This window comes from Pseudomonas sp. CFII64 (assembly GCF_000416235.1).
In the GTDB taxonomy this organism is placed as follows: Bacteria; Pseudomonadota; Gammaproteobacteria; order Pseudomonadales; family Pseudomonadaceae; genus Aquipseudomonas.
In genome coordinates this window covers 23,645-48,670 of record NZ_ATLO01000016.1, presented here as the reverse complement: position 1 = coordinate 48,670, position 25,026 = coordinate 23,645, and the positions used below count along the sequence as shown (strand labels likewise).

General features: G+C 59.4%; 22 protein-coding genes and 1 tRNA gene. 10 read left to right on the top strand and 13 right to left on the bottom strand.

Going from position 1 to position 25,026, the window contains the following annotated elements:
• Positions 1-369 precede the first annotated feature (369 nt).
• Together CFII64_RS09105 and CFII64_RS09100 are read left to right on the top strand one after the other, a co-directional pair.
• Positions 370-2,427 carry a methyl-accepting chemotaxis protein gene (locus tag CFII64_RS09105; protein ID WP_020290494.1) on the top strand — a complete coding sequence of 686 codons (2,058 nt, stop codon included), beginning with the start codon at positions 370-372 and terminating at the stop codon, positions 2,425-2,427.
• Between the two features lie 547 nt (positions 2,428-2,974).
• A complete protein-coding gene (locus CFII64_RS09100; RefSeq protein ID WP_044901263.1) occupies positions 2,975-4,303 on the top strand; it encodes a DUF3100 domain-containing protein in 1,329 nt (442 codons plus the stop codon).
• 73 nt (positions 4,304-4,376) lie between these two features.
• On the opposite strand, the gene CFII64_RS09095 is transcribed toward CFII64_RS09100, so the two are convergent.
• Entirely contained in the window at positions 4,377-5,291 is a 915-nt protein-coding gene (locus CFII64_RS09095) for a LysR substrate-binding domain-containing protein (protein ID WP_020290492.1), read from the bottom strand.
• Between the two features lie 117 nt (positions 5,292-5,408).
• Between CFII64_RS09095 and CFII64_RS09090 the strand changes: the two genes are divergently transcribed.
• The gene (locus CFII64_RS09090) at positions 5,409-6,785 is read left to right on the top strand and encodes an L-serine ammonia-lyase (protein WP_020290491.1); all 1,377 of its coding nucleotides are present in this window, start codon (positions 5,409-5,411) and stop codon (positions 6,783-6,785) included.
• Between the two features lie 108 nt (positions 6,786-6,893).
• Here CFII64_RS09090 and CFII64_RS09085 read toward each other — a convergent pair whose 3' ends face one another.
• From CFII64_RS09085 to CFII64_RS09075, 3 genes are read right to left on the bottom strand one after another with little or no spacing between them, the layout of a single operon-like run.
• The gene (locus CFII64_RS09085; RefSeq protein ID WP_020290490.1) at positions 6,894-8,051 is read right to left on the bottom strand and encodes a M20 aminoacylase family protein; all 1,158 of its coding nucleotides are present in this window, start codon (positions 8,049-8,051) and stop codon (positions 6,894-6,896) included.
• 5 nt (positions 8,052-8,056) lie between these two features.
• On the bottom strand, positions 8,057-9,574 hold the full coding sequence (locus tag CFII64_RS09080; RefSeq protein WP_020290489.1) for an aldehyde dehydrogenase family protein: 1,518 nt from the start codon (positions 9,572-9,574) through the stop codon (positions 8,057-8,059).
• A 3-nt stretch (positions 9,575-9,577) separates the two neighbouring features.
• Positions 9,578-10,468 carry an NAD(P)-dependent oxidoreductase gene (locus CFII64_RS09075; RefSeq protein WP_044901262.1) on the bottom strand — a complete coding sequence of 297 codons (891 nt, stop codon included), beginning with the start codon at positions 10,466-10,468 and terminating at the stop codon, positions 9,578-9,580.
• Between the two features lie 144 nt (positions 10,469-10,612).
• Between CFII64_RS09075 and CFII64_RS09070 the strand changes: the two genes are divergently transcribed.
• The gene (locus CFII64_RS09070) at positions 10,613-11,521 is read left to right on the top strand and encodes a LysR family transcriptional regulator (protein ID WP_020290487.1); all 909 of its coding nucleotides are present in this window, start codon (positions 10,613-10,615) and stop codon (positions 11,519-11,521) included.
• Positions 11,522-11,572: 51 nt separating this feature from the next.
• Here CFII64_RS09070 and CFII64_RS09065 read toward each other — a convergent pair whose 3' ends face one another.
• The 9 genes from CFII64_RS09065 to CFII64_RS09025 form a co-directional block, all read right to left on the bottom strand.
• Positions 11,573-12,202, bottom strand: a complete 630-nt coding sequence (locus CFII64_RS09065) for a LysE family translocator (RefSeq protein WP_020290486.1) — start codon at positions 12,200-12,202, stop codon at positions 11,573-11,575.
• A gap of 216 nt (positions 12,203-12,418) precedes the next feature.
• Positions 12,419-13,519, bottom strand: coding sequence for a redox-regulated ATPase YchF (ychF, locus tag CFII64_RS09060; RefSeq protein ID WP_020290485.1), 1,101 nt, complete (start codon positions 13,517-13,519; stop codon positions 12,419-12,421).
• A 21-nt stretch (positions 13,520-13,540) separates the two neighbouring features.
• Positions 13,541-14,125 (bottom strand): aminoacyl-tRNA hydrolase, encoded by a 585-nt coding sequence (gene pth, locus CFII64_RS09055; protein WP_020290484.1) that lies wholly within the window; start codon positions 14,123-14,125, stop codon positions 13,541-13,543.
• Positions 14,126-14,289: 164 nt separating this feature from the next.
• Entirely contained in the window at positions 14,290-14,898 is a 609-nt protein-coding gene (locus CFII64_RS09050; protein ID WP_020290483.1) for a 50S ribosomal protein L25/general stress protein Ctc, read from the bottom strand.
• 116 nt (positions 14,899-15,014) lie between these two features.
• Entirely contained in the window at positions 15,015-15,956 is a 942-nt protein-coding gene (locus tag CFII64_RS09045) for a ribose-phosphate pyrophosphokinase (protein ID WP_002552145.1), read from the bottom strand.
• Positions 15,957-16,001: 45 nt separating this feature from the next.
• Positions 16,002-16,076 (bottom strand) — tRNA-Gln (locus tag CFII64_RS09040).
• A gap of 37 nt (positions 16,077-16,113) precedes the next feature.
• Entirely contained in the window at positions 16,114-16,965 is an 852-nt protein-coding gene (gene ispE / locus CFII64_RS09035; RefSeq protein ID WP_020290482.1) for a 4-(cytidine 5'-diphospho)-2-C-methyl-D-erythritol kinase, read from the bottom strand.
• A gap of 2 nt (positions 16,966-16,967) precedes the next feature.
• Positions 16,968-17,585, bottom strand: a complete 618-nt coding sequence (gene lolB, locus CFII64_RS09030; RefSeq protein ID WP_020290481.1) for a lipoprotein insertase outer membrane protein LolB — start codon at positions 17,583-17,585, stop codon at positions 16,968-16,970.
• A 4-nt stretch (positions 17,586-17,589) separates the two neighbouring features.
• Positions 17,590-19,317, bottom strand: a complete 1,728-nt coding sequence (locus tag CFII64_RS09025) for a tetratricopeptide repeat protein (protein WP_084488250.1) — start codon at positions 19,315-19,317, stop codon at positions 17,590-17,592.
• Between the two features lie 226 nt (positions 19,318-19,543).
• Between CFII64_RS09025 and hemA the strand changes: the two genes are divergently transcribed.
• The 6 genes from hemA to CFII64_RS08995 all read left to right on the top strand — a co-directional run bounded on the left by hemA (position 19,544) and on the right by CFII64_RS08995 (position 24,923).
• On the top strand, positions 19,544-20,821 hold the full coding sequence (gene hemA / locus CFII64_RS09020) for a glutamyl-tRNA reductase (protein ID WP_020290479.1): 1,278 nt from the start codon (positions 19,544-19,546) through the stop codon (positions 20,819-20,821).
• Positions 20,818-21,900 (top strand): peptide chain release factor 1, encoded by a 1,083-nt coding sequence (gene prfA / locus CFII64_RS09015; protein ID WP_020290478.1) that lies wholly within the window; start codon positions 20,818-20,820, stop codon positions 21,898-21,900. The genes hemA and prfA overlap by 4 nt, the downstream gene beginning before the upstream one ends.
• Positions 21,901-22,734 carry a peptide chain release factor N(5)-glutamine methyltransferase gene (gene prmC / locus CFII64_RS09010; protein ID WP_020290477.1) on the top strand — a complete coding sequence of 278 codons (834 nt, stop codon included), beginning with the start codon at positions 21,901-21,903 and terminating at the stop codon, positions 22,732-22,734.
• Positions 22,728-23,498, top strand: a complete 771-nt coding sequence (locus tag CFII64_RS09005) for a molybdopterin-synthase adenylyltransferase MoeB (protein ID WP_020290476.1) — start codon at positions 22,728-22,730, stop codon at positions 23,496-23,498. The genes prmC and CFII64_RS09005 overlap by 7 nt, the downstream gene beginning before the upstream one ends.
• On the top strand, positions 23,491-24,291 hold the full coding sequence (murI, locus tag CFII64_RS09000; protein WP_044901258.1) for a glutamate racemase: 801 nt from the start codon (positions 23,491-23,493) through the stop codon (positions 24,289-24,291). The genes CFII64_RS09005 and murI overlap by 8 nt, the downstream gene beginning before the upstream one ends.
• 113 nt (positions 24,292-24,404) lie before the next feature.
• A complete protein-coding gene (locus CFII64_RS08995) occupies positions 24,405-24,923 on the top strand; it encodes an acyloxyacyl hydrolase (protein WP_020290474.1) in 519 nt (172 codons plus the stop codon).
• Positions 24,924-25,026 lie beyond the last annotated feature (103 nt).

Here is a 25,026-nt window from a genome sequence, read left to right as displayed (position 1 = left end):
TTTTACGGCGCGCAGCCTTGGTTTTTTTGCCCTCTGCTTCAGCTTTTCTTTAGCCGGTTACAGTCATTTTCCGGCCAATGAGTTGTTTTGTCTCACATTCAACGAATACTCCCAATCACGACCCCTGCCGGGCCGGTGGCGTGGCTATGTTTTTTGCGGTCCATTTCTTGCTTCTCTACGCAGTCATGGCCGCAATAGTGTTTCCGGGCGCCGGGTCGCAAGACGTCAGTTTCCGTTGGTCCGAATAATAAAAAATCAGGCGACTATCGCTGTTTAATCAATAGCATGGCATTTTGCCGTTAGCGTATTTCAGTGATAACTGCCACGGCCGCTGCCGTGTTTGCAGAGCGTCCAGGGGAGTAGTCGGGCATGTATAGCGTTTTGTCGCCGGGAATGCGTTTATTAGGACGGTTCCGTTTTGCTCGCAAGTTTCAGGTCCTGTTTCTGTTATTCATGCTGCCGCTGGTGGGCAGTCTGTGGATGATCGGCCAGGACTACCGCAGCAAGCTTGCATTGATTTCGGGCGAGCGTTCGGGTGTTCGCCAGTTATTGGCGCTGGATGTGCTTGATCGCGAGCTTTCAGGGCAGCGCGATAACGCCGCACGTTGGAAGGCTGCCGACATTCTTCGCGAGCCGACTCCGGCCGCCAAAGCCGCGATGTCTGCCATGGATGTGGCGAGCCCACGTATCGCGCAGGCGCTTGAAGCGTTGGGCGCCACGCTCAAGACCGAGGGCGCCGATGTCGACGTCGCCAAGCGTTATGAAACGCTGCAAGCGTCCGTCACGGGCATGGACATCGCGTCGTTGCGTACCGTGGGCTGGTGGCCGGATGGTTATGACCGCTTTACCACAGCGCTGAGCAATCTTCAGGCGTTGCGCGAGCAGATCGCCACAAGCAGTGGCTTGATCCTCGATCCATGGCTTGAAACCTATTTGTTGATGCAAATGTCGACGCAGCAGATCCCGGAGCTGATCGAACGTATCGGACGCATGGCAAGTATCGGGCAAACGTCAGTGGTCACCGGGCAGTTCAGTCTGCAAAGCCGCCTGCAAGTGCGCGAGTTGCGTGGCCGGATCAGCGACGCCCGCGATCAGATGCTCAAGACGGGGGCGTCGCTGCAAGCCAAGCTGCCTGCGGAGTTGCGCACCTGGGCGGACGAGTACAACGCCAGCATGCAGCGCCTGGACACGGAGCTGAAAGTCCTGGATGACGGTGTCTTTGGCGGCAGTATCAAACTCGATCCGCCGGCGTTCGAGCGCAGTGTCGATAGCTTGCTGGGCGATCTGGCTACGCTGCGCAATCACTCTCTGGATTCACTGGATACGCGCCTGGCGTATTACCGCGAAAAATCCAACATGCAGTTCATCCCCATTGGCATCTGCTTTGGCCTGCTGTTGTTGGCGGCGCTTTATCTCTTTGCCTGTCTGCAAGCGTCGATTCGGCGCAGTGCCAGCGGCATCACGACCCTGGCTGAGTCCCTGCGCGATGGCAACCTGTGTGTTCAGGTGCAAGTGGAAGGGCGCGACGAACTGGCCGCGATCAGCACGGCACTTAACGTTGCCGTGATCCAGTTGCGCACCAGCTTGCTGGGCGTCAATCACGAAACCTTGCAGCTCGGCCACGCAGTCTTGACCCTGAATGCCCAGTCCAGCGGCACGCTCAATGAAGTCGAAGAGCAGCAGCATCAGATCAGTCAGATCGCTGCAGCGGCCACCGAGTTGGCGGCGACGTCGCAAGGCGTGGCCAGAAGCTGTGAGCAGGCTTCCGACAGCGCGCGGCAGACCCGCAAGATTGCCGAGGAGAGCAGCCGCGACAGCCAACGCACCACGGACAGCATTCAGCAGCTCAATCAGCGTCTGACGGATACTGCGTCGGCGTTGGGGCGGGTCAGTGAGCAGGGCCAGCAGATCCAGTCGGTGGTAGATGCCATTCGCGGCATCGCCGAACAGACCAACTTGCTGGCGCTCAATGCGGCCATCGAAGCGGCGCGGGCCGGTGAGCAGGGCCGTGGTTTTGCCGTGGTGGCCGATGAAGTTCGCAGCCTGTCCCAGCGCACGCAAGCGTCCACCGCGCAAATCGCCAGCACGGTGGACAGCTTGCGCTCCACAGTGAGCCAGGCAGTCGGGCTGATGGAAGCCGCCTGCGGCCAGGCCATCACCGACGCGGAGTCGGTGACCGGGCTGGGTCAACGGCTGGTGGAAATCGCCAGTGCGGTGCAAGGCGTTACCGACACCCTTGCGCAGATTTCCACCGCTGTGGAAGAGCAGGCCAGTACCGCCGATGAAGTCAGCGGCAATATCCAGCAAGTCGATCAGGCGGCGGGGCGTTTGCTCGATGGCGCGCGCGCGGTGAATCAGGCGGCAGATACCTTGAGCAGAGGCAGTCGCGCGTTGAGCGACAACACGGCGCGGTTCCGTCTGGATTGATAGAAGCGCACGAGCCCACTTGTTGGCGAAGCGGCGTCAGGAATGCCCCCTCGCCAACAAGTTCGCTCCTACCGGAATCTCTAACGACCGGTAGGAGGGGACTTGTCCCCGAATACGATGGTCCGGACAACGAAAGTCCACAAGGCTAACGCTGTCTGAGCTGCGGTCTTTCGGGGACAAGTCCCCTCCTGCAAAATTCTATGTTTGCTGCATGCTTCCCCGGCATCGGTGTTCTGTTTAAGGCAACAATAAATCCAATCAGCAATATTGGTGTGAGCCCTCACGCTACCCATACTCGAACTGCACCGCAGAGTGGTTGAAAGCGTTGAAGTTCCCTTCGTCAGGGTATTTTTTCGCCTCGTCAGTCGCGGGAGCCAAAGGCCGGTCTGCTCGACAGATTCGCGCAATAAAAGAGATGGCCCGCTTTGCGTGAGCCGCCATGCCTGGCATGGATTTGAAACTGCCCTGGGTGCCGTCGGCGCCTCCTGAAAAACAACAACTATTGACCGGCCGCATGGCGGCTGTTCAGCAGGTGAAGGGGATTACCATGCAACATTCGCAAGCCGTGACACTGGGTGATAGCCGTGCTGTTTCGTCGACGGTCAAACTGTACGTCTGGGCCGCAGTCATCCTGATTATTGCCGAGTCGATCGGTGCCATCAGTATTCCCCTGGGCCCCGGCAAAGTCGTGCTGCTGCCGATGGTCTGGGCGCTGCTGATTGGTGCGGGCATTGGCCTGATCAGTCGTCGAGTGCCGGGCACTATCGGTCTCGATTACGGCGACCAAATGCGTTCCGCTTCCATTCTGCAACCTGCGCTGCTGGTGTTCATCGCCAAGCTGGGTATGGTGGTCGGTGGCTCCTTGCCAGTGGTATTCGCCTCGGGCTGGGCGTTGGTGTTTCAAGAGTTCGGCCACTTTGTCGGCACGGTTATCCTCGGTCTGCCGGTCGCCTTGATGCTGGGGATCAAGCGCGAAGCGATTGGCGCGACCTTCTCGGTAGGCCGCGAGCCTAGCCTGGCGATCATCGGTGAGCGTTACGGCATGGACTCTCCGGAAGGGCGCGGCGTGTTGGCCGAATACCTGACCGGCACGTTGTTCGGTGCGCTGTTCATCGCGATCGTCGCCGGCTTTATTGCCAGCCTCGGGATTTTCCATCCCAACTCGCTGGCGATGGGTTCCGGCATCGGTTCGGGCAGCATGATGGCCGCCGCCGCTGGCGCCATCGCGGCCCAGCAGACGCCGGAAGTGGCCAAGGAAGTCATGGCGCTGGCCGCCGCGTCGAACCTGATCACCACCACTATCGGCACCTACTTCACGCTGTTCATCTCGTTGCCGCTGGCAGTCTGGGGTTATCGCGTCCTGGAGCCAATCATCGGCCGCACCACCAAGGCATCGGTTCTGACTTCCGGGCCCAGGCACGACGACGTGCAGCTGGAAGTTCGCGAACTGGGCTGGCCTGGCAAGATCAGCGCGTGGCTGGCGGCGGGCGCATTGGCCTTGATCGCCAACTACGTGGGCTACAAGACGCTCTCGTCGGCAGCCTTCGGTGGCGTGGCGATCATGATTCTGGCCGTGTTCATCGGCGAGATGCTGTGTGTGGCCCTGCGGCGCAAGATCCCGGCGGTGTGCACCGTTTCGGTGGTCGCGATGTTCATGACCTCGCCGCTGTGCCCTTGGGCGGCGCAGATCTCGCAGATGGTTGGCGCGGTGAACATGCTGGCGGTGATCACCCCGATGCTGGCGTTTGCCGGGCTGTCGATTGCCAAGGACTTGCCGGCCTTCCGCCTGCTGGGCTGGCGCATCGTGCTGGTGTCGTTCCTGGCCAACTTCGGCACGTTTATCGGTGCCGTGATGATTGCCGAGTTTTTCCATTAAGTTGCAACCTGTTGGAAGCTTGCCCGCGAACCGGAACAACGGCTTCGCGGGCAAGCCTCGCTCCAACAGGGTATCAATGCTTTAGTGCCTGCTCCACCAGCCAGTCATGCACCGCACGCCGCGCCGGCGTGTTGAGTGCGCCTTCGCGGTAAACCAGAACGTATTTTTTCCGCGCTGCAATCGGATGGCCGAACGGCACGATCAACGAGCCTTCTTCCAGCTCGGTGGTGATCAGCGCTTTGCGCGCGATGGCCACGCCCATGCCCATGATCGCCGCCTCGATGGTCAGGTGATTACGATTGAACGTATGACCGCGCCGCACATCGATGCCGGATGCGCCGATGGCATTCAGGTAAAACTCCCACTCCGCATATTCATAACTGCCACGCCAGGCAGTGATGTCGTGCAGCAACGGGTAATGCACCAGTTGACTGGGCGTATCCAGCGGTGGCTTGCCTTGCTGCAGGGCAGGGGAGCAGACCGGAAACAATTCCTCTTCCAGCAACGACGTGGTCATCAGGCCCGGATAACTGCCGTCGTTCAGGTCGATGGCCAGATCGAAGTCGTCGTCGCGCAACGAGCCGCTGCTGTCTTCGGCGACGATGCGCAATTGAATGTCCGGGAATGCCTGTTCCAGCAGCGGCAGACGCGGCATCAGCCACTTGCTGAGGAACGACGGAATGCAGCGCAGCTTGAACACCCCGCCGATACGTCCGGAGTGCAGTAGCCGCAGTTCATCATCGATGCGACTGTGCACTTCGTTGGCGACAACCGCCAGGCGCTGGCCTTCGGCGGTCAGTTCCAGCCCGCGTCCAACCCGATGAAACAGCGCGAAACCCAGGCGTTCTTCCAGCTGGCGCATCTGCTGGCTGATCGCGCCGGGCGTGACGTGCAGCTCATCCGCACAGCGAGTGAACGACAGGTGTCGGGCAGCACAGGCGAAGACTTGAAGCCAGGCGTGCATTTGCGCGGTGAGGATTTTGCTCATTGATCAGTTCTGCTTAACCGTGGCTTAGGAAGTTTCGTTTGTCGATCAGCCGGGCAATGCCAAGAATGCCAGGCATAGAAAAGTGGTTCCAAGCCTCTCACGAATCGAGAAACCCGTATGGCTATCAGCGTCTTCGACATGTTCAAAATCGGCATCGGCCCGTCCAGTTCTCATACCGTGGGACCGATGCGCGCTGCGGCGATCTTCAGCACCCAGTTGCGTGAGATGGAGTTGCTGGACAAGGTCGAGCGCGTCGAAGTGCGTTTGTACGGTTCGTTGTCCGCAACCGGGATCGGGCATGGCAGCGACCGGGCCGTGGTCATCGGCCTGATGGGCGAATGGCCCGATCAGGTTGATCCGGCGCAAGTCGCCCCGCGTGTGCAGGCGGTGCTTGAGGCGCAGGTCTTGCTGCTGGGGGGCGATCATCAGATCACCTTCGACTGGCAGCGCGACATGCGTTTGCTGGAAGAAAGCCTGCCTTATCACCCCAACGGCATGACGCTCTGCGCCTATGGTGCCACCGGCGAGCTGTATGAGCAGACTTATTACTCGGTGGGCGGTGGTTTTGTCATCGATGCCGAGCAGGCCGCCAGCGGCGTGCTGGACAGTGACACCACCGAGCTGCCTTACGATTTTTCCAGCGGCGCGCAGTTGCTGCGTCTGTGCAAGAAGCACAGCCTGAGCATCTCCGGTTTGATGCTGGAGAACGAAAAAGTCTGGCGCACCGAGGCCGAAATCCGCGCGAAGATCATGCATATCTGGAGCGCCATGCAGGACTGTGTGAACAAAGGCTTGCGCGAGGAAGGCATCTTGCCTGGCGGGCTGAATGTGCGGCGTCGTGCGTTTCGTCTGCATCGCAGCCTGCAGGAGCTGGGCAAACCCAATGTGATCAGCTCGACCTTGAGCGCCATGGAATGGGTCAACCTGTTTGCCCTGGCGGTCAACGAAGAGAACGCAGCGGGCGGGCGCATGGTCACTGCACCGACCAATGGTGCTGCGGGGATTATCCCGGCGGTGCTGCATTACTTCATGAAATTCAATCCCGATGCCAACGAAGACGACGTCGTGCGGTTTTTCCTGAGCGCGGCAGCGGTGGGGATTCTGTGCAAAAAGAATGCATCGATTTCCGGCGCGGAAGTCGGCTGTCAGGGCGAGGTCGGTTCGGCATGCGCCATGGCGGCGGCGGGTTTGGCGGAGATTCTCGGCGCAACGCCGGAGCAGGTGGAAAACGCAGCCGAAATCGGTCTGGAACATAATCTGGGCCTGACCTGTGATCCGGTGGGAGGTCTGGTGCAGGTGCCGTGCATCGAGCGAAATGCCATCGCCGCCGTCAAATCCATCAATGCCGCGCAAATGGCCATGCGCGGCGACGGCGAGCATTTGATTTCCCTGGATCAAGCCATCCGCACCATGCGCGACACCGGCGCCGACATGCTCGACAAATACAAGGAAACATCTCGCGGCGGGTTGGCGGTGAAATGGGTGGAGTGCTAGTTGATTTGATCCGTTGGAGTTAGGCTTGCTCGCGAATGGATCTATCAGGCGACACCTTTGTCGCCTGACCTGACGCCTTCGCGGGCTAGCCTCGCTCCAACGATACTGTTAGCGCTGCGGCATTTCCTGCTCCACCAGACTCGTCCACACCGCAACGCCGGGCTCGATGGCCTGGTCGTTGAAGTCGTAGTACGGGTTGTGCAGCGCCGCTGAAGGTTTTTCGCCATCCACGCCCAGCCAGACATAGGCACCCGGACATTCATTGAGCATGAACGCGAAATCCTCGGACGCCATCGACGGATTGCAGCCCCACTGAACCTTGTCTTCGCCTACCGCCGCAATCGCCGCGCGCCGCATCGTCGCCGCCGCATCGACATTGTTTTCCGTGACCGGGTAACCGACGGTGTAAGCCAGCTTGCCGCTGACACCGAACGCCGTTGGCAGCTGCTCGACGAACTCACCGATCAGCTTTTCAACCTTGTCGCGAACCGGCGATTGCAGGCAGCGCACAGTACCGCGCAGCACGGCAACTTCCGGGATCACGTTGATGGCTTCCCCGGCATTGAACTGGGTGATGCTGATCACCGCTGAATCCAGCGGCGACAGGCGTCGCGAGGTGATGGTTTGCAAACCCAGCACCAGTTCCGCTGCGGCAACAATCGGGTCGGCGCCTTTGTCTGGCATGGCGGCATGGCTGCCTTTGCCGGTCAGGACGATTTCGAACGTATCCAGCGACGCCATCATCGGGCCCGGATTGATCACTACGTGCCCGGCTGGCACGCCCGGCCAGTTATGCAGGCCGTAAATCGCCTGCATCGGGAAGCGCTCGAATAAACCGTCTTCGATCATCTTGCCGGCACCACCGAGATTCTCTTCGGCAGGCTGAAACACGAAATGCACGGTGCCGCTGAAATTGCGCGTCTCGCTCAGATGGCGGGCGGTGGCGAGCAAGATGGCGGTGTGCCCGTCGTGACCACACGCGTGCATGCAGCCCTTGTGATTCGAACTGTGGGAATGCTTGGCCAACTCTTGAATGGGCAGCGCGTCCATGTCGGCGCGGATGCCAATGGTCGGGCCATCGCCGGTGCGCAGCGTGCCGACCACGCCGGTGCCGCCGAGGCCGCGATGGACTTCGATGCCGAAGCTTTCCAGCAACTGCGCGACCCGTTCAGAGGTGCGCAGCTCTTCGAAACCCAACTCAGGTGCGGAGTGAAAGTCGCGACGCCAGGCAATGGCGTCCTCGATCAGATTCTTGGAAACAGTCATCAGATTTACTCCAGGCTCGCGCCGTAGCCAAAACTGACCGCAGGCACTGCAGCGGTTTCGACCCAGACGCTTTTGACTTCGCTGTACTCGCGCAATGCATCCAGGCCAGACGAACGGCCATAACCGCTCTCGCCATAGCCGCCGAAGGGCGAGCTGACGTGGATGGTCTTGTAGCCGTTGACCCAGAAAGTCCCGGCCCGCACTTGTCTGGCGACGCGGTGGGCGCGCCCGACATCACGGGTCCACACGCCGCCGGCCAGGCCAAAGCGGCTGTCGTTGGCGATGCGGATCGCGTCGGCTTCGTCTTTGAACGGGATGGCCACGACCACCGGGCCAAAGATTTCTTCCTGGGCGCAATACAGCGCGTTATTCCCGGCAAGAACCGTCGGATTGACGTAATAACCCGGACCCTTTGGCAGCGGATCGGCATCGACGCCGACCAGTTTGGCCCCGTCTTTCAACGCGCCTTCCACCATGGTTTTGACGTGGGCGTACTGCTTGGCATTGTTGATCGGGCCGATCTGGGTGTCCGGATTGCTCGGATCGCCGACCTTGAATTGCTTGCCCGCAGCCGCAAGAGCGGTGGTGAAACGTTCGAAAATCGATTCCTGCACCAGCAGGCGTGAACCGGAAACGCAGCTTTGCCCGGCGCCGGAGAAAATCGCCGCCTGCGCGCCACGCAGGGCGACTTCCAGATCGGCGTCTTCGAAGACGATATTGGCGGATTTGCCGCCCAGTTCCATGACGCACGGAATACAGCGTTGCGCAGCGGCAATGGCGATGTGGCGGCCAGTGGCTGGCGAACCGACAAACACCACTTTGCGAATATCAGCCTTGGCGATCAGCGCTTGACCGATGGTGTGGCCGAACCCGGCGATTACGTTGACCAAGCCTTTAGGCACGCCCGCGCGTTCGATCAGTACGGCAACAGCCAGGGAAGACAGTGCGGTCAGTTCGGACGGTTTGAGAATCACTGCGTTACCGGCCGCGATGGCCGGAGCGATCTGCCAGCCGCAGGTGAAAATGGGTGCGTTCCACGGGGTGATTTGCAGCACGGTGCCCAGCGGTTCGTAGGTGACGTAATTGAGGTGCGAGGTCGGCACCGGAATCACTTCGCCGTGCAGCTTGTCGGCCCAGCCTGCGTAGTATTCGAACATCTCGGCGACTTTCGCCACTTCAACCGTCGCGTCGCGAATGGGCTTGTTGGCGGTCAGGGATTCGATCTGCGCCAGGCTGGCGGCTTCCTGGCGGATCAGCGCGCCGACCTGATACATCAAGCGGCCGCGCGCCTGGGCGGTCAATGCAGCCCACTGGATTTGCGCGGTTTTCGCGGCCTTGTCGATCACGTCGACCAGCGAGGCGTCGGCATCGGCGTAGCTCAGCATCAGGCTGTCATCGTGGGCGTTGCGCACTTCAACCGGCGCGCCATGGCCTGCGACGAATTCACCGCCAACATAGCTGCCGACCGTGCTTTGATCGCCCCAATACGGGCGCATCAGTTCGAGAATTTTTTGCGTGCTCATGGATTATTCCCCTTTGCCGAATAGCTGGGCGTCGGTGCGCTGCACGATGCAGTTGAAATCTTCGCCATCCGGCAGCGTTTCGCTGCTGGCGGCCCACAGTTGCGCGACGATGCGCGCCAGCGGCAAGTCCAGATCCAGGCTCGCGGCCAGGTCGCTGGCCAGACCGACGTCTTTGCGCATCAGGCCCATGGTGAAACCGGAGTTGTAGGTTTTGTTCAGCACCCAGGTCGGAAACATCACTTGGGTCGCGCCGCTACGGCCGGAGCCGGCGTTGAGGCCGAGCATCAGTTTTTCCGGATCGACGCCAGCCTTGGCCGCCATGCTCACCGCTTCGGCGGTGCTGATCAGGTGGCAGGCGGCGAGCATGTTGTTGGCGATCTTCGCCACGTTGCCCGCACCGCATTTGCCGACGTGTACCCGAGTGCCGCTCATGCCTTCGAGGACCGGCATGACGTTGGCGAGGTCTTCGTCTTCAGCGCCGATCACCATGGACATGGTGCCGGTGGCCGCGCCTTTCGGGCCGCCGGAAACCGGAGCGTCGATAAAGCCGATGCCTTTTTCTGCCAGGGCCGCGGCGACCTTGCGGCTGGCCTCGGGTGTGGAAGTCGTGGTGTCGACGACGATCAGGCCACGGTTGCCTTGGGCGAGGATGCCGTCAGCGCCAAGGCATACCGCTTCGACGTGTTCGGCCTTGGGCAGCGACAGAATCAGCACGTCGACCTGCTGGATCAACGCGGTTCTGTCAGTGACAGGCTTGACGCCCTTGCTCTGGGCCGCAATCAGCGCTGCCGCCGACAAGTCGAAGCCGCTGACGTCGAAGCCTTTGCTTGCCAGGGTTGCAGCCATGCCGCCACCCATGTTGCCCAACCCAATCACACCTACTTTTATAGTCATCTCGAAATGCTCGCTCAGCTGTTTGGCACGCAAGGCCGCACGTTCAGTTTTAATTGCGGATGGCTCGAGTATGGACATCGGTCTGCCCACGCAGCAATAATCGCTAAATTCATTTTTGTTGCGTTCAGCGCAACGCAGGTGGTTATGAGTCTGGTTCAAGATCGACGCATCCTGTATTTCTTCGAAGCGGTGCGTTTGGGCAGCGTGCGCGGCGCGGCGGACTTTCTCGACGTGGCGCCTTCAGCGGTCAGCCGCCAGATCGCGCAACTCGAACACGAGCTGGGCACGCCATTGCTGGAGCGGCATCGACGCGGCGTGAAACCAACGGAGGCGGGCGAAAAGGTGTTGGGCTATTACCGCCAGCGCCTGTCGCAGCAGGAAGTTCTACTCGAATCGCTGCAAGCCTTGCGCGGGTTGCAAAGCGGCTCGGTGATCCTGGCAATCGGCGAGGGTTTCATCGATGGGCTGGCTGAACCGCTGGCGAAATTCTCGACGCTTTACCCCAAGGTCGAACTGCAAGTGAACGTCTGTGGCACCAACGAAGTGATCCGCCAGGTTGTGGAAGACGAGGCGCATATCGGCCTGGTGTTCAATCCGCCGACCGACCCGAAAATCCGTTCACACGCCCATCAGAAGCAGCCGGTTTGCGTGGCCGTCAGCCCCGATCATCCCCTCGCGCAGGTGCAGGGCCCGCTGCCGCTCAAGGGCCTGGACACTTATCGCCTGGGATTGCTTGGCGTGTCCTACGGGATTCGCCAGATTCTCACTCAGGCCGAGCAGCAGTCCGGGGTTTCGCTGATTCCAACCCTGACCTGCAACACCTTCGCCATGCTCAAGCGCTTCGCCATGCAGGGCGGCGTCACCTTGCTGCCGACCTTCGTCATGGTCGATGAACTGGAAAGTGGCAAGCTGCGAGCGCTGCCGCTGGAATCCGAGGTGTTCAGCAACTCTCAGGTGCATCTCATCAGCCGGCTGGGCAGGCAACTCAGCGTGGGTTCGAGTCGTCTGTTGAATCAACTGATGCAGGAAATGACCGCGTTTCAGAAGCAGTGAGTTGTGCGCCGCCCGCTTGTGGCCTGGGCGGCAATTCCTGCACATTTTTGTTTACTTGTGAGTCAGCGCGAGTCGCACGCCCAGCCCGATGAAGGTGATACCGATCACTCTATCAATCCACTGCCTGACCTGCGGTCGACCGCCGACCGCACGTGCGGCTTTCGCGGCTAACCATGCGACGGCAATGTCATTGACCAGCCCCAGGAAAACGAACACTGCACCGAGCACCAGGAACGCCGCCGTTTTGTCGACGCTGTCGGGCGTAACAAATTGCGGAAAGAATGCGACGTAAAACAGCAGGACTTTGGGGTTCGACGCATTCGTCAGGAAACCTCGAAACAACAGCGCCCTCTGGTTTAGCCGGGGAGTCGCAGTACGAAGGTGGCCCGGCGTGGCTTTTGTGAAGAGTGTCCGCACCCCCAGGTAGATGAGGTATAGGGCACCCAGGTACTTGATCGCGATGAACGCTGAAGGTGAAGCCGCCAGCAGGGCTGTGAGCCCGACCGCACAACAAATCGTGTGCAGGCATCCGCCCAAGGCAACGCCCAAGGCGGAAAGAATGCCTGCGCGCCGGCCATGCACCATACTTTGGCCCGCGACATAAGCGACATCTGGCCCTGGCGTTGCATTGAGGGCCATGACGGCTAATACGAACAACGGAAACTGGACTATGCCTAACATGGAAGCATCCTTCTTCAACGGTGATCGGCAATAACCCGATGCCGGGCCAGCTGCTTGAACGGATCCTTACCATAGTCCTAAACGCGGTTATCAAGAAAGTGTGTTGGTCAGACGATTACTGCTCTGAAACGCAAAAGCCCCGATATACGGGGCTTCTGAGATCTTCGTCAGGGCTCTGTGCAATCCCTTGGGATTTACAGAAATACTGCTCGCTGGTTAGACGTTGAAACGGAAGTGCAACACGTCGCCGTCCTTGACGATGTAGTCCTTGCCTTCCAGACGCCATTTGCCTGCTTCCTTGGCACCGGCTTCGCCCTTGTACTGGATGAAGTCGTTGTAGGCGATGCACTCGGCGCGGATGAAGCCTTTTTCGAAGTCGGTGTGGATCACGCCAGCGGCCTGTGGCGCGGTGGCACCGACGCGGACGGTCCAGGCGCGGACTTCTTCGACGCCAGCGGTGAAGTAAGTCTGCAAGTGCAGCATTTCGTAGCCGGCGCGGATTACGCGGTTCAGGCCGGGTTCTTCGAGGCCCAGGGCTTCGAGGAACATGTCCTTCTCTTCGCCGTCATCAAGCTCGGCGATTTCGGCTTCGATCTTGTTGCAGACCGGCACCAGCATTGCGCCTTCTTCTTCGGCGATGGCGCGCACGATGTCCAGCAGCGGGTTGTTCTCGAAGCCGTCTTCCGCGACGTTGGCAATGTACATGACCGGCTTGGTGGTCAGCAGATGGAAGCCACGCACCACGGCCTTGTCGTCGGCGTGCATGGTCTTCATCAAGGTGCGCGCGGGCTTGCCTTCGGTGAAGTGAGCGATCAACTGCTCAAGCAGGCCTTTCTGGACCACTGCATCCTTGTCGCCGCCCTTGGCGTTGCGCGTCACTTTCTGCAGCTGTTTTTCGCAGCTGTCGAGGTCGGCGAAGATCAGTTCCAGGTCGATGATTTCGATGTCGCGCTTTGGATCGACGCTGTTGGAAACGTGGATCACGTTTTCGTCTTCAAAGCAGCGCACCACGTGAGCGATGGCATCGGTCTCGCGGATGTTGGCCAGGAACTTGTTGCCCAGGCCTTCGCCTTTGGACGCACCGGCCACCAGGCCGGCAATGTCGACGAATTCCATGGTGGTCGGCAGGATGCGCTTCGGGTTAACGATGGCCGCCAATGCCGCCAGACGCGGATCGGGCATAGGCACGATCCCGGTGTTCGGCTCGATGGTGCAGAAGGGGAAGTTCTCTGCTGCAATCCCGGACTTGGTCAGGGCGTTGAACAGAGTGGATTTGCCGACGTTGGGCAGGCCGACGATGCCGCAATTGAAGCCCATGATGTTTCCCCTCGAGTGATGTCAGGCCTTCTGGCTGTGCAGGTTTTTCATCGCTCGGTTCCATTCCCCGGCGAAGATATCCGGCAGCACGCCGAGGGCAAAGTCGATACTGGCGTCCAGTTTTTCCTGTTCGGCGCGAGGCGCTCGACCCAGGACAAAACCGGAGACCTTACTGGCGTCGCCCGGGTGGCCGATGCCAAGCCGCAGGCGGTGAAAGGTGTTCTGATTGCCGAGCTGCGCAATGATGTCGCGCAGCCCGTTATGACCGCCATGGCCGCCGCCCTGCTTGAGCTTGGCAACGCCCGGAGGCAGATCAAGTTCGTCGTGGGCCACCAGGATCGCTTCGGCCGGAATACGATAGAAGCCGGCGAGTGCCGCGACGGACTGGCCGCTGCGGTTCATGAACGTGGTGGGGATCAACAGACGAATATCCTGACCCTGGTGACTGAAGCGCCCGGTCAGGCCAAAAAATTTGCGCTCGGCGACGAGACTGACTCGTTGCGCGTCGGCGATACGTTCAACAAAAAGAGCCCCTGCGTTATGCCGGGTCTGTTCGTATTCAGCGCCTGGATTTCCCAGGCCAACGATCAGTTGTATGGCAGTCACGACAGGGGCCCTTCTTTTGAGCTGTGGATAACACCGCTGCTGACAGCGGCAAACGGGGACAAAAACTGCTCATTTACCATGATGTAAACTCCGCGATCCTGCCCGATTTGCCTGCTGTCTTTCACGATGCTTGCCGAGCAACTCCGGCGATACCCAGTAATGAATTACTCGGCAGCGCCTTCTTCTGCTGCGTCTTCGGTCGGTGCAACGCGTGGAGCGTGAACGTTGGCAACAGCCAGGTCGTTACCGTGCGCCAGTGCCACGAACTCAACGCCTTTAGGCGCTTTCAGGTCGGACAAGTGAATGATCGAACCGATTTCCAGAGCAGACACGTCTACTTCGATGAACTCAGGCAGATCTTTCGGCAGGCAGGTTACTTCCAGTTCGGAAGTCACGTGCGAAACTTCGCCGCCTTTCTTGACCGGAGCGTCTTCACCAACAAAGTGTACAGGCACGATAGCGGTCAGTTTCTGGCCAGCTACAACGCGTACGAAGTCAGCGTGCATCACGTGGCCTTTGGCCGGGTGACGTTGCAGAGCTTTGATGATGACGTTTTGCTTTTTGCCAGCAATGTTCAGCTCGATGATGTGGCTGTACGAAGCTTCATTTTCCAGCAGCTTGGCAACTTCTTTAGCCAGCATGCTGATGGACTCAGGGGCTTTTTCGCCACCGTAAACTACAGCTGGAACCAGGCTTGCGAGACGACGCAGGCGGCGGCTCGCACCTTTCCCCAGGTCGGAACGCAGTTCAGCATTCAAAGTAAAATCGTTCATGTTGTTTCTCCAAATTAACCACATTCGTCTTCGCGTTTGCGACCAGCGCTAAGACGGTATGGACCGAATGTCAGGGCGGGGCGCTTTTCGTCAACGAGATATCTGCCGGGCTAAGCCTAGCGGAACATCGCGCTGATCGATTCTTCGTTGCTGATGCGGCGGACCGCCTCGGCGACTACCGGAGCAATATCCAGTTGACGGATACGGCTACAGGCCTGTGCTGCAGCGGACAACGGAATGGTATTGGTTACCACCAGTTCGTCCAGCACGGAATTTTCAATGTTTTCGATCGCCCGACCCGACAGCACAGGGTGTGTGCAGTAGGCAAAGACTTTGGCAGCGCCATGCTCTTTCAAGGCTTTAGCCGCGTGGCACAAGGTGCCGGCGGTATCGACCATGTCATCGACCAGAATACAGGTACGCCCTTCGACATCACCGATGATATGCATCACTTCAGAGTGATTGGCTTTCTCACGGCGCTTGTCGATGATCCCGAGATCTACGCCCAGGGATTTGGCAACGGCACGTGCACGCACGACGCCACCGATATCCGGGGAAACAATCATCAGGTTTTCGAAGCGTTGATCTTCAATGTCATCCACCAGAACGGGGGAGCCGTAGATGTTATCTACCGGAATATCGAAGAAACCCTGGATTTGGTCAGCATGCAGATCAACCGTGAGAACACGATCGATCCCGACCACGGTAAGCATGTCAGCAACGACTTTCGCGCTGATAGCCACACGTGCGGAACGCGGACGGCGATCCTGACGGGCATAACCAAAGTAAGGAATCACCGCAGTGATTCGAGACGCTGAGGAGCGGCGGAAGGCATCAGCCATCACGACGAGTTCCATCAGGTTATCGTTGGTCGGTGCGCAAGTCGGCTGAATGATGAAGACGTCTTTACCGCGGACGTTTTCATTGATCTCAGTAGAAATCTCGCCATCGGAAAATTTACCGACGGAGACATCACCTAGTGGGATATGCAGCTGACGTACGACACGTCGAGCCAGATCGGGGTTAGCGTTCCCCGTAAAGACCATCATCTTGGACACGCGCAGTACCTAGAGGCTGAGGGTAACCTGGATGAGTATAGAAAATGGCAGGGGCGGCTGGATTCGAACCAACGCATGGCAGGATCAAAACCTGCTGCCTTACCGCTTGGCGACGCCCCTGTATTTGTTGCATCGAGTACCCAGTACTCGGTTCCTTTTAGAGCAGGTCCTGCAGCTTGCGATGCAACATCGAAACGTTGCTTCCCTTTGCTACAAACCCTGTAAGGGTCTCTGTCAGAAGGGCCGAGACTTTATCAGCTTCAGCTTTGTTTGGGAAGGCCCCAAACACACAACTTCCAGTTCCGGTTAATTTTGCTTCGGTAAAATTACCTAACAAATTCAAAGCGTTACGTACAGCTGGATAACGCCTTGCTACAACCGGTAAGCAGTCATTTCGACTGTTTCCCTTGGGAACGGGGCGCACTTTAATGGGAGGAGTGTTACGTGTCAACAGCGGATCTGAAAAAATTTCTGCTGTACTTACAGATACTTGCGGCACGAGCACCAGATACCACGGTTCTTCGGGGTCTACGGGAGTGAGTTTTTCGCCCACACCCTCAGCAAATGCGGCGTGTCCACGCACGAAAACCGGCACGTCCGCGCCCAGCGTCAGGCCCAGTGCAGCGAGCCGGTCTTCGTCCCAGTCCAGCCTCCACAAATGATTCAAGCCGAGCAGTGTCGTCGCGGCATCGGAGCTTCCGCCGCCGATTCCGCCGCCCATGGGCAGGCGTTTTTCCAGCCAGATGTCCATGCCGAGGGTGCAGCCGGATTGTTTTTGCAGCGCGCGGGCGGCCTTGACGATCAGGTTGCTGTCGTGGGGGACACCGGGAACGTCGGTTTGCAGGCAAATTTCGCCGTCTTGCCGAACGGCGAAGCTGAGCTCGTCGCCGTAATCGAGAAACTGAAAAAGGGTTTGCAGTTCATGGTAGCCGTCAGGGCGACGGCCAAGAATGTGCAGCATCAGGTTCAGTTTTGCCGGGGCGGGCAAGGTCAGGCGGGGTGCGCTCATGTTTATTGCCCCAGTTTGCGCGGCTGCCAGTCCTTGATCACCAGCGTGACATCGAGGTCCTGACCATGCAATTTGACGCGTTCGGGCAGCCAGTAGCCGTTCTGTTCGACGTAGCTCAGGTATTCAACCTGCCAGCCGTCCTGTTCGAGGCTGGCCAAACGGCTGTCGCCATCCAGTTGCAGACGACTTTTGCTGTCAGGCGCGGGCAGGCCGCGTACCCACCAGACCAGATGCGAGACCGGCAATTTCCAGCCCAGTTGATCCTGCAAGAGGGTTTCCGGGTCCGCCGATTCGTAGCGGCCCTGGTTGGCCACTTCCAGGCTGACGGCGCCAGGGCGGCCAGTCAGGCGAGCTGCGCCACGTCCCAGCGGGCCGGACAGGCGAATGTCGTAGTAATCCTGACGTTGCAGCCAGAACAGCGTGCCGCTGCCAGAATCCTTGGGTGCGCGGATGCCGACCTTGCCGTTTATCTGCCAGCCATCAAGGCTGCTCAGTTGCTGTTTGTGCTGGCGCCATTGCGCTGGATCTCCCTTGCCCTCCAGGGCTTCACGGGAGGAAATACCGGCGCAGCCGGCGAGCAGGGCGATGAGGCTGAAGACGATTACGTGGCGCAAAAACATAGAATTAAAGAGTCTCGGATCCGGTCAGGCGCTTCATGGTGCTGCGCAAAATAGGGCTGTCAGGTTGTTGCTCCAGGGCTTTGCCCCAGATTTTACGGGCTTCGCGCTGCTCGCCTTTGGCCCACAGCACTTCGCCAAGGTGGGCGGCGACTTCGTGGTCCGGGAAGCGTTCCAAAGCCAGGCGCAGGTAACGTTCAGCCGCGTCCAGGTTGCCCAGGCGGTAGTTCACCCAGCCCAGGCTATCGAGCACGGCCGGGTCGTCCGGGTTCAGGGTATGAGCTTTTTCGATCAGTTCCTTGGCCTCGGCATAGCGAGTCGTGCGATCCGACAAGGTATAACCCAGGGCATTCAGGGCCATGACGTTTTCCGGCTCGCGCTTGAGAATCGTGCGCAGGTCTTTTTCCATCTGCGCCAGATCGTTGCGCTTCTCGGCCAGCATCGCCCGGGTGTACAGCAGGTTCAGATCATCCGGGTATTGCTTGAGCGCCTGATTCAACACTTGCCAGCCGCGTTCGGCCTGATTGTTGTTGGCCAGGGTTTCGGCCTCGATCAGGTACAGCTGAATGGCGTAGTCGGGTTGCGCTTCGCGGGCTTCGGCCAGACGCTTGGAGGCTTCGGCGGCGCTGCCGTTGTTCATCAGGATGTCGGCCTGACGCAGCTGCGCGGGCAGGAAATCGGAGCCGGGCCCAACCTGAGCGTATTCAGCCAGCGCGCTTTGTGGATCGTTACGCTCTTCGTGGATGCGCCCCAGATTCAGGTGCGCCGAGTCGACATGCGCGCCACGGGCGATCAAGTCTTCCAGATAGCCAGCCGCTTCGTCCCAGGCCTTGGCTTCCAGGCACACCAGCGCCAGGGAGTAGCGCAGGTCGTCGTCTTCGGGGAATTGCTGGACGAGGCTGGAAAACTGCACTTTGGCGTCCGTCATGCGGTTCTGTTCAACCAGCATGCGCGCGTAAGTCAGGCGCAGGCGTTTGTCGTCCGGGTATTTCTTGATGCTTTTTTCGAGGATCGGCAACGCTTCCTTGCCGCGATCCATGCTTTGCAGCAGGCGGGCGCGCAGCAGGATCGGCGCAACTTCACCTTCTTTAGGCGGGTTGTCTTCCAGCAGCTTCAGGGAATTCTCGGCATCGCCGTTCTGTTGCAGGAGCAGCGCCTTGCCGAAAATCAGCTGGCCGTTGCTCGGGTATTTGGCGAGCAGCCGGTCAAAACTTTTCAGCAGCGCATTGCGCGTCTCGGGATCGGTTTCCGAAGCGGACAGCGCAAGAAAATCGAAGTGTGTGTCGCCCTGACCCTGAAGGACTTTTTCCATGTAGACCATGGAGTCGTCATAGCGACCGGCGCGGGCCAGCTGGATCGCGGCGGCGCGCTGTGCTTCGAGGTTGGTTCGGTCGTTCCTGGCCCAGATCAGCGAGGTGTCCAGTGCAGCCTGATCGGCGCCCAGGTACTCGGCAATCCGGAACGCGCGCTCAGAAACACCCGGATCCTGGGTATTGATCGCCTGGGTCACGTAGTTGTCCAGCGCGATGTCGAAACGATTGCGCTGACCCGCGAGCTCGGCGCTCATCAGGCTGACAAAGGTTTCCTGAGTGAACGATCCATAGACCTGAGGCTTGGCATCAGGCGCTGGAGTCGTGTCCTTCGGCACAGGCGTTACCTGCGGTTCAACGGGGGCCATTGACTGGCAGCCGCTCAGAAAGACAAGGGCAAGGAATAACGCGGAGGATCTATTCATATATAAGAAGGGACGACTTACCTGCGGTCTGGGCATCATGACACAAGGCTGGAAGCAAACCCACAGCCGGTTGGAAAACTGCTGGATGTGCATATTTTTGCAGGCCGCAGGTCCCGTTTTGAGGCGTTTGTGCAGCGGCTGTATTAGGACAATAGTCTGCGGTGGTTGTTCTGAATCTATTGAAGTAGGACAATTGTCGGCTTCACGTCACCATCAGCGACCTTGAATGGCCTTCCTTGCACTTGGTATTAACCATAAGACTGCCTCGGTAGACGTCCGCGAGCGCGTGGCATTTACGCCTGAACAGTTGGTTGAGGCCTTGCAGCAGCTCTGCCGCCTCACCAACAGCCGCGAAGCTGCGATCCTCTCGACCTGCAACCGCAGTGAGTTGTACATCGAACACGATGAACTCGCGTCCGAATCCATCCTGGCCTGGCTGGCCGACTATCACCAGCTGAGCCTTGAAGAATTGCGTGCCAGTGCCTATGTGCACGAGGACGATGCGGCCGTGCGCCACATGATGCGCGTCGCATCCGGCCTCGACTCGCTGGTATTGGGCGAACCGCAGATTCTGGGGCAGATGAAATCAGCCTACGCCGTGGCCCGGGAAGCCGGAACCATCGGTCCGCTGCTGGGCCGACTGTTTCAGGCCACGTTCAGTGCCGCCAAACAGGTGCGCACCGACACGGCCATCGGCGAAAACCCGGTATCCGTCGCTTTTGCCGCCGTCAGCCTGGCCAAGCAGATCTTCAGCGATTTGCAGCGCAGTCAGGCCTTGCTGATTGGCGCCGGGGAGACCATTACTCTGGTCGCCCGCCATTTGCACGACCTGGGCGTCAAGCGCATCGTGGTCGCCAACCGCACGCTGGAGCGCGCAAGCATCCTGGCCGCAGAGTTCGGTGCCCACGCGGTGTTGCTGGCGGATATCCCGGCCGAACTGGTCAACAGCGACATTGTGATCAGCTCAACCGCCAGCCAGTTGCCGATTCTGGGCAAGGGCGCGGTGGAAAGCGCGCTCAAGCTGCGCAAGCACAAGCCAATCTTCATGGTCGATATCGCCGTCCCCCGGGATATCGAGCCGGAAGTCGGCGAGCTGGACGACGTATACCTTTACACCGTCGACGACTTGCACGAAGTGGTCGCCGAAAACCTGAAAAGCCGTCAGGGCGCGGCGATGGCTGCCGAGCAGCTGGTCACCATCGGCGCTGACGAATTCATGTTTCGCCTGCGCGAACTGGCTGCGGTCGATGTGCTGCGGGCTTATCGCCAGCAGAGCGAACGCCTGCGTGACGAAGAACTGCTCAAGGCGCAACGCATGCTGGCCAACGGTGCCAATGCCGAAGAGGTGCTGGTGCAACTGGCGCGCGGCCTGACCAACAAATTGCTGCATGCACCCAGCGTGCAACTGAAAAAACTGTCTGCTGAAGGTCGCCTCGATGCGCTGGCCATGGCCCAGGAACTTTTTGCCCTTAACGAGGGCTCGACGGATAAACCCCCGCAATGAAAGCGTCACTGCTCAATAAGCTGGATATCCTCAGCGACCGTTTCGAGGAATTGACTGCGTTGCTTGGCGATGCGGAAGTCATTTCCGATCAGAACAAATTTCGCGCCTATTCCCGGGAATTCGCCGAGGTGGAGCCGATTGTTGCGGCCTACAAACAGCTGCTCAAGGCCCTGGCCGATCTGGATGGCGCCCAGGCGCTGCTCAAGGACAGCGATCCGGACATGCGCGAAATGGCCGTCGAGGAAGTCCGCGAGACCAAGCAATTGCTGGTGGAACTGGAAAGCCAGCTGCAACGCATGCTGCTGCCCAAGGACCCCAATGACGGACGCAACGTGTTCCTCGAAATTCGTGCCGGAACCGGTGGCGACGAGGCGGCGATTTTCTCCGGTGACCTGTTCCGTATGTATTCGCGCTACGCCGAGCGGCGTGGCTGGCGGGTGGAAATCCTTTCGGAAAATATCGGCGAGCACGGCGGCTATAAAGAAGTGATTGCCCGGGTCGAAGGCGAAAACGTCTACGGCAAGCTCAAATTCGAATCCGGCGCGCACCGTGTGCAGCGGGTTCCCGAGACCGAAAGCCAGGGCCGCATTCACACCTCGGCCTGTACCGTTGCGGTGTTGCCCGAGCCGGATGAGCATCAAGTCATTGAGATCAACCCGTCGGATTTGCGTGTCGATACTTACAAATCCTCCGGTGCCGGCGGCCAGCACGTGAACAAGACCGACTCGGCGGTGCGCATTACCCACCTTCCGTCGGGTATCGTCGTCGAATGTCAGGAAGAGCGTTCGCAGCACAAGAACCGTGCCCGTGCGATGTCCTGGCTTTCTGCCAAACTCAATGACCAGCAAACCAGCGCAGCGGCCAATGCCATTGCCAGCGAGCGTAAACTGCTGGTGGGTTCGGGGGATCGTTCCGAACGCATTCGTACCTACAATTTCCCTCAGGGGCGAGTAACGGATCACCGCGTCAATCTGACCTTGTACTCCCTGGATGAAGTTTTGGCCGGCGGAGTCGATGCAGTGATAGAGCCGCTGCTCGCCGAATATCAGGCAGATCAACTTGCGGCATTGGGTGAGTAAATGACCATCATCGCCAGCTTGTTAAGAAGCGCAGAGCTTCCCGATTCGCCGACCGCGCGTCTGGATGTCGAATTGTTACTGGCCGCCGCGCTGGGTAAACCGCGCAGTTTTCTGCACACGTGGCCGGAGCGCATCGTCAGCAGCGAAGCCGCGCTGACGTTCGCGTCGTATCTGCAACGGCGCCGGACCGGCGAACCGGTGGCCTACATTCTGGGTCAGCAGGGTTTCTGGAAGCTGGACCTGGAAGTGGCGCCACACACGCTGATCCCTCGTCCGGAAACCGAAATGCTGGTAGAGGCGACGCTGGAACTGGTCCCCGGCTTTGCGCCGACCAAGGTTCTGGACCTGGGCACCGGCACTGGCGCAATTGCCCTGGCACTGGCCAGCGAGCGTCCGCTCTGGCAGGTGACTGCGGTGGATCGGGTGATCGAAGCCGTTGCCCTTGCCGAACGCAATCGCCAGCGTCTGCACCTGGACAACGCCAAGGTCCTGAACAGCCATTGGTTCAGCGCCATCGAAGGCCAGACGTTCGACGTGATCATCAGCAATCCACCTTATATTGCCTCGGAAGATCCGCATCTGGTCGCCGGCGATGTGCGTTTCGAGCCCAGCAGCGCGCTGGTAGCCGGTGCCGAAGGGCTGGATGACCTGCGTCTGATCGTCGATCAGGCCCCGGCACACCTGAACGCCGGTGGCTGGTTGCTTCTGGAGCATGGTTTCGATCAGGGCGTCGCCGTGCGCGAACTGTTGAGCAGCAAGGGTTTCGAGAAAATCCAGACCCGTCGCGACCTCGGTGAACACGAACGCATCACTTTCGGACGCATGCCGTGCTGACTGATGCGGAGCTGTTGCGCTATAGCCGACAGATTCTGTTGCAGCATGTCGACATCGACGGCCAGCTGCGCCTCAAGCAAAGCCGGGTATTGATCGTCGGCCTCGGTGGCCTGGGTTCGCCAGTGGCGTTGTATCTGGCGGCGGCGGGTGTCGGCGAGCTGCATCTGGCGGACTTCGACACGGTCGACCTGACCAACCTGCAACGCCAGATCATTCATGACACGGCCAGCGTCGGGCTGAGCAAGGTCGATTCGGCCATTGCCCGGCTGACGGCGATCAATCCCGAAATCAAACTCGTGGCTCATCGCCGCGCCCTGGACGATGATTCCCTGGCTGCGGCCGTCGATGCCGTGGATCTGGTGCTCGACTGTTCGGATAACTTTGCCACCCGTGGCGCGGTCAATGCGGCCTGTGTCGCGGGGCGCAAACCCTTGGTCAGCGGCGCGGCGATTCGTCTGGAAGGGCAGTTGTCGGTGTTCGACCCACGCCGCCCGGAAAGCCCGTGTTACCACTGTTTATACGGTCACGGCAGTGAAGCCGAGCTGACCTGTAGCGAAGCCGGCGTGATTGGCCCGCTGGTGGGCCTGGTCGGCAGTCTGCAAGCCCTTGAGGCGTTGAAACTGCTGGCCGGTTTCGGCGAACCGCTGGTGGGACGCCTGTTATTGATTGATGCGTTGACTACCCGTTTTCGCGAATTGAAGGTCAAGCGCGATCCGGGTTGCAGCGTCTGTGGCGCCGCCAGCGAACAGGGCAAGCATGAGTAGAGCGAGTGATGCGCCGGTGGGGGTTTTCGATTCAGGCGTCGGCGGGCTTTCAGTGCTGGGTGAAATCCGCAGCCTGCTGCCGAACGAGTCGTTGCTGTACGTCGCCGATTGCGGGCATATCCCGTATGGGGAGAAGACACCGGAATTCATTCGTCAGCGCTGCCTGATCATCGCCGATTTTTTTCACCAGCAAGGGGCCAAGGCGTTGGTGTTGGCGTGCAATACGGCGACTGCCGCCGCTGCCGCCCAATTGCGTGAGCGTTACCCGCACTGGCCAATCGTCGGCATGGAGCCCGCGGTGAAACCAGCGGCGGCTGCCACGCGCAGCGGCGTGGTCGGTGTATTGGCCACGACGGGAACCCTGCAAAGCGCAAAATTTGCCGCTCTGCTTGATCGTTTCGCCGGCGATGTCCGGGTCGTCACCCAGCCATGCCCCGGCCTGGTGGAATTGATCGAGACTGGCGATCTGATCAGCCCGACTGTCCGCGAATTGCTGCAAAGCTACGTTGATCCGCTGCTGGCCGAAGGCTGCGACACGATTATTCTCGGCTGCACCCACTATCCGTTTCTCAAGCCATTGCTGCGCGAAATGATCCCGGAATCGATCAGCCTGATCGACACGGGTAGCGCCGTTGCCCGGCAACTCCAGCGACTGCTGACCCAGAACGGCTTGTTAAGCGACGTTGCTGCTCGGGAAACGCTGTTCTGGACCAGTGCGAATCCAATTAAATTCAGAAACATCCTACCTGTGCTCTGGAAAAAATCTGACAGTGTGAGAAGCTTCGATTTGTAAAAAAATCGTGAAATGCACTGTTTTGCACTGAACTATCGTGCGGCTCCGGATTTCTATAGCGAATCTGGTGAAGTAAAAAATCCTTATAACTGCAATCGAGTAGGAAGTTTCTGATGAAGCGTCTTCTTTGTTTGGCCGCGATTGCGGCCGCACTCGCGGGGTTCAATACAACCGCTCAAGCCGCAGGTGTCGAGTTCTCGGTGGGCCAAACCGGCGAAGAAACACAGACCTATCGGCTGGGTATGAAGTTTGACTGGGACAAGAGCTGGCTGCAGAGCGACGTAGGCCGCCTGACCGGCTATTGGGACGGGGCTTATACGTACTGGGATGGCGACAAACACTCAAGTAACAACAGCCTGTCGTTTTCTCCGGTGTTCGTTTATGAGTTTTCCGGTGAAACCGTCAAGCCCTACATCGAAGCGGGCATTGGTGTAGCGGTTTTTTCCCACACGCAAGTAGAGAACAACAAACTGGGTTCGGCCTTCAACTTTGAAGACCGGATCGGCTTCGGTCTGCGCTTCGCTGGTGGGCACGAAGTAGGTATCCGCGCGACACACTATTCAAACGCGGGTATCAAAGAGCCAAACGATGGCATTGAAAGCTACGCGCTGCATTACACGATGCCGCTGTAAGCTATTACTGCTTTTTCCGTAGGACCGGCTTTAGCCGGGAGGGCTGCTTTTTTCCGTAGGACCGGCTTTAGCCGGGAGGGCATTCTCCCGGCTAAAGCCGGTC

What these genes read in the sequence shown, in the direction of transcription:
- CFII64_RS09105 (WP_020290494.1), top strand. Translation starts at nt 370, where the DNA reads ATGTATAGCGTTTTGTCGCCGGGAATGCGTTTATTAGGACGGTTCCGT.
- CFII64_RS09100 (WP_044901263.1), top strand. Translation starts at nt 2,975, where the DNA reads ATGCAACATTCGCAAGCCGTGACACTGGGTGATAGCCGTGCTGTTTCG.
- CFII64_RS09095 (WP_020290492.1), bottom strand. Translation starts at nt 5,291, where the DNA reads ATGAGCAAAATCCTCACCGCGCAAATGCACGCCTGGCTTCAAGTCTTC.
- CFII64_RS09090 (WP_020290491.1), top strand. Translation starts at nt 5,409, where the DNA reads ATGGCTATCAGCGTCTTCGACATGTTCAAAATCGGCATCGGCCCGTCC.
- CFII64_RS09085 (WP_020290490.1), bottom strand. Translation starts at nt 8,051, where the DNA reads ATGACTGTTTCCAAGAATCTGATCGAGGACGCCATTGCCTGGCGTCGC.
- CFII64_RS09080 (WP_020290489.1), bottom strand. Translation starts at nt 9,574, where the DNA reads ATGAGCACGCAAAAAATTCTCGAACTGATGCGCCCGTATTGGGGCGAT.
- CFII64_RS09075 (WP_044901262.1), bottom strand. Translation starts at nt 10,468, where the DNA reads ATGACTATAAAAGTAGGTGTGATTGGGTTGGGCAACATGGGTGGCGGC.
- CFII64_RS09070 (WP_020290487.1), top strand. Translation starts at nt 10,613, where the DNA reads ATGAGTCTGGTTCAAGATCGACGCATCCTGTATTTCTTCGAAGCGGTG.
- CFII64_RS09065 (WP_020290486.1), bottom strand. Translation starts at nt 12,202, where the DNA reads ATGTTAGGCATAGTCCAGTTTCCGTTGTTCGTATTAGCCGTCATGGCC.
- ychF (WP_020290485.1), bottom strand. Translation starts at nt 13,519, where the DNA reads ATGGGCTTCAATTGCGGCATCGTCGGCCTGCCCAACGTCGGCAAATCC.
- CFII64_RS09050 (WP_020290483.1), bottom strand. Translation starts at nt 14,898, where the DNA reads ATGAACGATTTTACTTTGAATGCTGAACTGCGTTCCGACCTGGGGAAA.
- ispE (WP_020290482.1), bottom strand. Translation starts at nt 16,965, where the DNA reads ATGAGCGCACCCCGCCTGACCTTGCCCGCCCCGGCAAAACTGAACCTG.
- lolB (WP_020290481.1), bottom strand. Translation starts at nt 17,585, where the DNA reads ATGTTTTTGCGCCACGTAATCGTCTTCAGCCTCATCGCCCTGCTCGCC.
- CFII64_RS09025 (WP_084488250.1), bottom strand. Translation starts at nt 19,317, where the DNA reads ATGAATAGATCCTCCGCGTTATTCCTTGCCCTTGTCTTTCTGAGCGGC.
- hemA (WP_020290479.1), top strand. Translation starts at nt 19,544, where the DNA reads ATGGCCTTCCTTGCACTTGGTATTAACCATAAGACTGCCTCGGTAGAC.
- prfA (WP_020290478.1), top strand. Translation starts at nt 20,818, where the DNA reads ATGAAAGCGTCACTGCTCAATAAGCTGGATATCCTCAGCGACCGTTTC.
- prmC (WP_020290477.1), top strand. Translation starts at nt 21,901, where the DNA reads ATGACCATCATCGCCAGCTTGTTAAGAAGCGCAGAGCTTCCCGATTCG.
- murI (WP_044901258.1), top strand. Translation starts at nt 23,491, where the DNA reads ATGAGTAGAGCGAGTGATGCGCCGGTGGGGGTTTTCGATTCAGGCGTC.
- CFII64_RS08995 (WP_020290474.1), top strand. Translation starts at nt 24,405, where the DNA reads ATGAAGCGTCTTCTTTGTTTGGCCGCGATTGCGGCCGCACTCGCGGGG.